The organism is Cellulomonas gelida, assembly GCF_006538725.1.
Lineage (GTDB): Bacteria > Actinomycetota > Actinomycetes > Actinomycetales > Cellulomonadaceae > Cellulomonas > Cellulomonas gelida.
The window spans coordinates 106584-113518 of sequence record NZ_BJLQ01000011.1; the positions used below are offsets into that span (position 1 = coordinate 106584).

4 protein-coding genes are annotated in these 6935 nt (G+C 73.6%); 3 read left to right on the top strand and 1 reads right to left on the bottom strand.

Annotated elements, in window-relative coordinates:
* The first annotated feature begins 121 nt into the window (after nt 1–121).
* Nucleotides 122–982 (top strand): universal stress protein, encoded by an 861-nt coding sequence (locus tag CGE01nite_RS07275; RefSeq protein WP_141369926.1) that lies wholly within the window; start codon nt 122–124, stop codon nt 980–982.
* 109 nt (nt 983–1091) lie between these two features.
* The gene (locus CGE01nite_RS07280) at nt 1092–2144 is read left to right on the top strand and encodes an amidohydrolase family protein (protein ID WP_141369928.1); all 1053 of its coding nucleotides are present in this window, start codon (nt 1092–1094) and stop codon (nt 2142–2144) included.
* A gap of 42 nt (nt 2145–2186) precedes the next feature.
* Here the strand turns inward: CGE01nite_RS07280 and CGE01nite_RS07285 are convergent, their stop codons facing one another.
* Nucleotides 2187–2480: a hypothetical protein gene (locus CGE01nite_RS07285; RefSeq protein ID WP_048343334.1), complete on the bottom strand. Its 294-nt coding sequence runs from the start codon at nt 2478–2480 to the stop codon at nt 2187–2189.
* A 489-nt stretch (nt 2481–2969) separates the two neighbouring features.
* Here CGE01nite_RS07285 and CGE01nite_RS07290 point away from each other — a divergent pair, with 489 nt between their 5' ends.
* Nucleotides 2970–6890, top strand: coding sequence for a family 43 glycosylhydrolase (locus CGE01nite_RS07290; RefSeq protein ID WP_141369930.1), 3921 nt, complete (start codon nt 2970–2972; stop codon nt 6888–6890).
* The last annotated feature ends 45 nt before the right edge of the window (nt 6891–6935 follow it).

A 6935-nucleotide genomic window follows, 5' to 3' on the forward strand; every position in this document is an offset into this window, starting at 1 on the left:
GGGCCCATACCCGGCACGGGGGCCGGAGGTACAACCGAAGGGAGAGCAGTCCCGCGTGGCGGTCCCGAGCCGTCGACTGGACGACTGCCGCGGCGCGGCTGCCCGTGAAGGAGTGGCGGCCATGAGCACCCCCACGACGACACCTCGTCCCGACGAGGCGACGACGCACGGTCCCGATGACCTTCGCCCCTGGCTGGTGGTCGGCGACGACCGCACCGACTCCGCGGCGGACGTGTGGGCCTGGGTCGCGGCACAGCCCTGGTCGGGCTGGCGTGTCACCGCGATCACCGCGCGACCCCGCGAGGACGGCTCGCCCAGCGACCAGGCCGCACCGCACGCCTGGCACCCCGAGCCGGCGCGCGCGCTGACCGAGCCGGACGTCCCGGTCGAGCACCTGCTGGCCGAGGCTGACCCGCGTGTGGTCCTCGACGGGTACGACGACGCCGACCTGATCGTGATCGGCCCGCGCGGGCACGGGTTGCTCAAGCGTCTGCACCTGGGCAGCACCGCCGAGTGGCTCGTCTCCGCCCACCGTCCGCTCACGCCCGTGCTGATCGCGCGCTCGACCGAGCCGGTGCGCTCGGTGCTGGTCTGCGCCGACGGCTCGCCCGACGCGCTCGACGCGGTGCGCACGCTCGGCAGCCTGCCGCTGCTGCGCGACGCCGCGGTGACGGTCATGGGCGTCGACACCGCGCAGGGCGACCCGCGCGCGGCGATGATCGAGGCCGCGCACGAGCTGCGCGCGGCGGGCGCGCAGGAGGTCCGGACGTTCCTCGTCGGCGCCGTCCCCATGACGGTCTCGTTCGACGTGCGCCCGACGATCCTCGGCATGATCGAGAAGACCGAGCCGGACCTCGTGGTGCTCGGCACCCGCGGGCTGAGCGGCCTGCGCCGCGCGGTCATGGGGTCCACCGCGTCCGCGGTCGTGCACCACGCGCGGTGCTCGGTGCTCGTCGGCCGGGCCGGCGACCGCGGCCAGTAGGACGGTCGGCCTCGTCCTGCTGCGCCGCAGGTCACGCGGCACAGCAGGACGGTGAGACCGTCGGCCCCACCCTCTACCCGAAAAGCGGCAAGTCGGCCAAGGTGGTGCCGTGATCATCGACGCCCACGCCCAGGTCTGGGACCCGGCGTGGGTGCGGTACCCGTGGCTGCGCCCGCGGATGGGCCCGCTCACGGGGGCGTTCACCTACCCGGACCTCGCGGCGCACCTCGACGACGAGCAGGAGGACGACGGGTGCACGGCTGACGACCCCGTGCGCGCCGTGCTCGTGCAGGCATGCGACGACCCGCGCGACGTCGAGGTCATGGCGTCGGTCGCGCGCGACGAGGCGCGGGTCGCGGGGCTCGTCGTGTGGGCGCCGCTGGACCGGCCCGACGAGGTGGCGGACGAGGTGCAGCGCGCGCGGGGCATGGCCACGGCGGCGGGCACGCGCGTCGTCGGCGTCCGCACGTTGCAGCACCACCGCCGCGACCCGGGCTGGGTGCTGCGGCCCGAGACCGACGCCGGGCTCGGGGTCCTCGAGCGGCTCGACCTGCCGTACGACTACGTGACCTCGGACGGCACGACGGTGCGCAGGGCGCCCGCTCGCTCGGCGGTCGACGGCACGCCCCTGCAAGGCACGCCCCTGCAAGGAATGCCCCCGAACGGCACGACGCTCGGCGGCTCCGGGGGGATCCTCGTCACGGGATCGATCGCGGTGGACCCGGCCGCCGGTGCGGCCGCCCTTGCTGTGCTGCCCGCGGTCGGCGAGCGTCACCCTGGGCTGCGACTCGTGCTGGACCACCTCGGCGGGCCCGTGCTCGGCGACCGGGCCGGGCTCGCGCGGTGGCGCGCCGCGCTCGCTGAGGTGGCGCGCAACCCCCTCGTCGTCGCGAAGCTGTCCGGGCTGTACGCGACTGACGGTCCCGGCCCGTCGTACGCCGACGACGTGCGCGAGGTGGTCGACGTCGCGCTCGACCTGTTCGGGCCGCAGCGCCTGATGCTCGGCTCCGACTGGCCGGTGTGCCTGCTCGCGGATCCCGGCCGACGCGCGCGGGCGGCCGTCGACGCGGCGCTGGAGCGGGCACTGGACGGGGACGACCTGGCCGCGGTCCGCTCGGGCACCGCGGCGCGTACGTACGGGCTCGCCCTCGTCTCGCGCTAGACGGAGCGCGCCCCGCAGTCCCGCGCGCGTGGTGCCGGTGGCTCAGATGTCGTAGCGCGTGTCCGGCTCGACGACCACGCTCGGCGCATCGTCGCCGGACGTCCCCGTGGCCGAGCGGGCCGCCTCGAACGCCTTGTCCTTGAGGGCGGTGCCCTGCGCCTTGGCGAACTCCTTGGCCTGCACCTCGACGTCCTGCACGTACTCCTGGACGCGCGGGTGCCGCCACACCTCGCCCGCCTTGCCGCCCGCCTTGCCGAGCAGCTCGCGCCCGCGACGTGTGCCCAGCAGGTACCCGACGCCGACTCCGACGACGAACGTCCCGGCTCTCGTACCCACGACGACCACCTCCCCACGATCGGGTCACCCGAAAGAGCCGACCCTAGTTGCCGTCCGTGCGTCCCGCGCCCGGAGACGGTCGCCCGGTCGGCCCAGCCGGCGCGCGCGGCCTTCCCTTCGCGGCGTGTGAGCGTTAACATCGCCGCCAACCGGACGACAGTTGCCCGGGTACAGCCGACGACGACGTCGCGGACCGTTGCGAAGGAGCACGGTCAGCCCCCCGACGCGACACGCACGACCAGGCGCACGACGAAGCACGAACCACGAAGCCCGAACCACGAAGCACGACGGACCACACGAGCGCTGCGCGCGCGAGCAACCGCCGACCGCGTCGCGGACCCACAGCGCTCACCCTGCGGGTCGCTGACCCGCCCGGCCGCCCCGGAGGGCCGCAAACCTCCGGGGCGGCCGCCCCTTGGCGCGCGCGAGCGCGTCCTGTGGCATGCGCCGGTGACGTCACCGGTGCGCAGCAGCGACGAGAGGAAGACGATGCGCTCCACCCTCACCCGCACGACCAGCGCGGCCGCGCTCGCGGGGCTCGTGATCGCCGGGCTCGCGATGCCCGCGACCGCGGCCGAGCCGGCCGGGCCGCCCACCGACGCCCTGGTGGCGCACTACGACTTCGCGGACCTTGGCTCGTCGACCGTGCCGGACGTCAGCGGCAACGGACGTGACGCGACCGTCGTCGGGCGGGTCGCGGCGGGGGAGCGCGGGCTGCTGCTCGGGCCGGACGCGTACGTGACCCTGCCGTCGCTGCTCGCGGGGACGTCGAGCGCGAGCGTGTCGGTCGAGGTGCGCGCGGACGCGGCGGCGTTCCTGGCGAACAACTTCGTGTGGACGTTCGGCGGTGTCGGCGTGAGCGCGTCGGGCGGTGGGACGGGCTACTGGTTCGGCGCGGTGCACACCGGGCAGGCGCGGACCAAGATCACGTCGACCAACTGGCAGAACGAGCGGGACGCGCGCGCGACCAGCGCGTTCGCCGCGAACACCTGGTACAGCATGACGAGCGTCCTGGACGCCGACTCCCAGACGCTGACGCTCTACGTCGACGGCGTGCAGGCCGCGCAGGCCACGAACGTCACCGTGACCCCGGGGCAGTTCGGGAGCCACGCGGTCAACTACCTGGGCCGGTCGGCGTACGCCGACGACGCGCGGTTCAGCGGTGAGGTCGCCGACCTGCGCGTCTACTCGGACGCGCTGACGGCCGCGGAGGCGGATGCGATCGCCGACGAGCAGGCCGCCGAGGCGCTCGCCGCGCAGCGGGCGCAGGTCGAGAAGGCGCTGCGGGTCGTGGCGGGCGAGGGCCGGGCGACGCGCAGCCTGGCGCTGCCTCCGGGTGTCACGCTCACGTCGTCGGACCCGGCCGTGATCGGTGCGAACGGTGTCGTCGTGCGGCCCGTGGCGGGCCAGCCCGACGCCCTGGTGACCCTGCAGGTGAGCTACGCGACGCGCGGGCTCACCGACGCGGCCACCTACGCGGTCACGGTCCCCGCGCAGCGCGCCGACCGTCTCGTCGCGCACTACGCGTTCGACGAGACGAGCGGCACCGTCGCGGCCGACGGCTCGGGCAACGACGCGGATGCGACCGTCGTCGGGAACGCCGCCTGGATCGGCGGGCACGGCCTGCGTCTGGACGGCAGCAGCTACGTCTCCCTGCCGAACAACCTGCTCGTCGGCGCCCGCAGCGCGACCGTCTCGATCGAGACCAGCGCGGACCCGGTCTCGCTGGGTCGCAACAACTTCCTGTGGAACATCGGCGGGACCGGCACGCAGGGCTACTGGTTCGCGACGACCGGCAACGGCCACGCGCGCACCAAGATCACCGCGACCACGTACACGGCCGAGCAGAGCGCCGAGGACCCGGCCGTGCTCCCCGCGCGTACGTGGACCAACCTCACCGCGACGATCGACGGCTCGGTCTCGCCGGCGACGATCACGCTGTACGTGGACGGCGAGCAGGTCGCGTCCACGACGAACGCCTCGGTCGTCACGCCCGCGGAGCTCGCGACGCAGACCCTCAACACGATCGGCCGCTCGGCGTACGGCGCGGACTCGATGTACGTCGGGGGCGTGTCCCAGGCGCGCATCTACGCGACCGCGCTGACCCCGGAGCAGGTCGCCGACCTGTACCGCTCGAACTCCGCGACGGTCGCCGGGGCGTTCGCGGCCGACGTCGCCGCGGTCGCGGGCACGCAGGTCACCGCGTCGCTGCCCGGTGCGCCGGGCGTCACGTGGACGGCCGACGTGGCGGGGATCGTCGCGCCCGACGGCACGGTCACGCGCCCGCAGTCCGAGCAGGACGAGCTGATCGACGTCACGGCCACCGCCACGCTCGTCGACCGCACCGGCGTCACCCGCACGCTGCCGCCCGTCGCGTTCCAGGTCCCCACGCGACTGCCGAACGACGGCCCCGCGCTCGTCGACGCGACCGGCGGCCACTTCTACGCCGACCCGAACATCGCGGTCTTCGGCGACACGTACTACATCTACGCGACCACCGACGGGAAGCCCGGCTGGGGCGGCAACACGTTCTACGCGTGGAGCTCGAAGGACCTGGTCACGTGGACCCGCGCGGCCGAGCCGTTCCTCACGCTCGACGGCGCGAACGGCAACGTGCCGTGGGCCACCGGCAACGCGTGGGCGCCGACGATCATCGAGCGCGACGGGAAGTACTACTTCTACTTCTCCGGCCACCATCCCGGTGACAACGCCAAGAACATCGGGGTCGCGATCGCGGACAGCCCGCAAGGCCCGTTCACGGCGGAGCCCGACTCGATGCTCAAGGGCTCCACCGGCAACGGCCAGGAGATCGACCCGGCGGCGTTCCAGGACCCGCAGACCGGCAAGTACTACCTGATGTGGGGCAACGGCACGCCGTACTACGCCGAGCTCGACGACTCCATGACCTCGCTCAAGACGTCCGCGATCTCGATCGGCGGGCTGACGAACTTCCGCGAGGGCCTGTTCATGAACTACCGCCAGGGCACGTACCACCTCACGTACTCGATCGACGACACCGGCAGCGAGAACTACCGCGTCGGCTACGCGACCGCGACGTCGATGGCCGGGCCGTACACCTACCGCGGCGAGATCCTCGTCAAGGACCCGGCGCTCGACGTCTACGCGACCGGGCACTCGTCGATCCTCAACGTCCCCGGCACCGACGACTGGTACATCGCCTACCACCGGTTCGCCCAGAGCGTCCCGGCCGGTCAGCGCACCGGGTACTACCGCGAGACGAAGCTCGACCGGATCACCATCGGCGCGAACGGCCTGTTCCAGACCATCCGCCCGACGCTGCGCCACGTGACGCCGCAGACCGTGATGGTGCCGGCGCTGACCGGTGCCGCGCGGGTCGGCGCCACGCTGACCGCTGCGCCCACCGGTGCCGAGTGGACGGCGACCGGGTTCCGCTGGTTCGTCGACGGCGACCCGGTGGCCGGGGCGACCGGGTCGACCTTCGTCGTCCGGGCCGCCGACCTGGGGCTGACGGTGACCGCCGAGGTCACCGCGACCGACGCCGCCGGGCACGTCTCGGTGCGCACCACGCCGGCCAGCGCGGCGGTCGTCGCGCCGCGCACCGACGCGACGCTCGCGTCGATCACGGTGGACGGCGTCGCGCTCCCCGGGTTCAGCCCCGCGGTGCGGCAGTACGCGGTGCAGACCACGTCCGGCAGCGCGGTGGTCCGCGCGGTCGCGCACGACGCCGACGCCACCGTCGTCGTCGCGCCGAAGGCCTCCGACGGCACCTACGTCATCACGGTGACGGCGCAGGACGGCACGACGACCGCGACCTACCGGGTGGTCGTGACGAAGAAGCCCGTCGCGTCGACGACCGCCGTGAGCCTCTCGTCGTCCGTGACGTACGGCGCCACGCACGCCGTGAAGGTCAAGGTGACCGCGGGCACGACGAAGGTCACCGGCACCGCGACGGTCACCGTCCGCAAGGGCAGCACGGTGGTCTCGACCAAGAAGGTGACGCTGGCCTCCGGCGCGGCCACGGTGACGCTGCCGCGCCTCGCGGTCGGGTCGTACTCCGTGGCCGTCGCCTACTCGGGCAGCGCGAGCGTCAAGGCGTCGTCGGCGACCAGGACGACGAAGGTCGTCAAGGTCTCCTCCAGCATCACGACGACGCTGAGCCGCACGAGCCTGAAGGCCGGGACCGGCATCGCGACGCTCAAGGTGACGGTCCGCACCACGACCGGTGTGGTCCCCACGGGCAAGGCGAAGATCCAGCTGGTGCAGAGCGGCAAGGTCCGGCGCACGATCTACGCGCCGCTGTCCGGTGGCAAGGCCTCGGTCTCGCTGAAGGCGCTGACCAAGGGCACGTACACCGTCAAGGTCACCTACCCCGGGACGACGAACATCGCCTCGAGCGCGGCGACAAACCGCACGCTGCGCGTCGTCTGACCGACCCCGTCGCGGCGTCCGCCCCTCACGTGAGGCGGACGCCGC

What these genes read in the sequence shown, in the direction of transcription:
- CGE01nite_RS07275 (WP_141369926.1), top strand. Translation starts at nt 122, where the DNA reads ATGAGCACCCCCACGACGACACCTCGTCCCGACGAGGCGACGACGCAC.
- CGE01nite_RS07290 (WP_141369930.1), top strand. Translation starts at nt 2,970, where the DNA reads ATGCGCTCCACCCTCACCCGCACGACCAGCGCGGCCGCGCTCGCGGGG.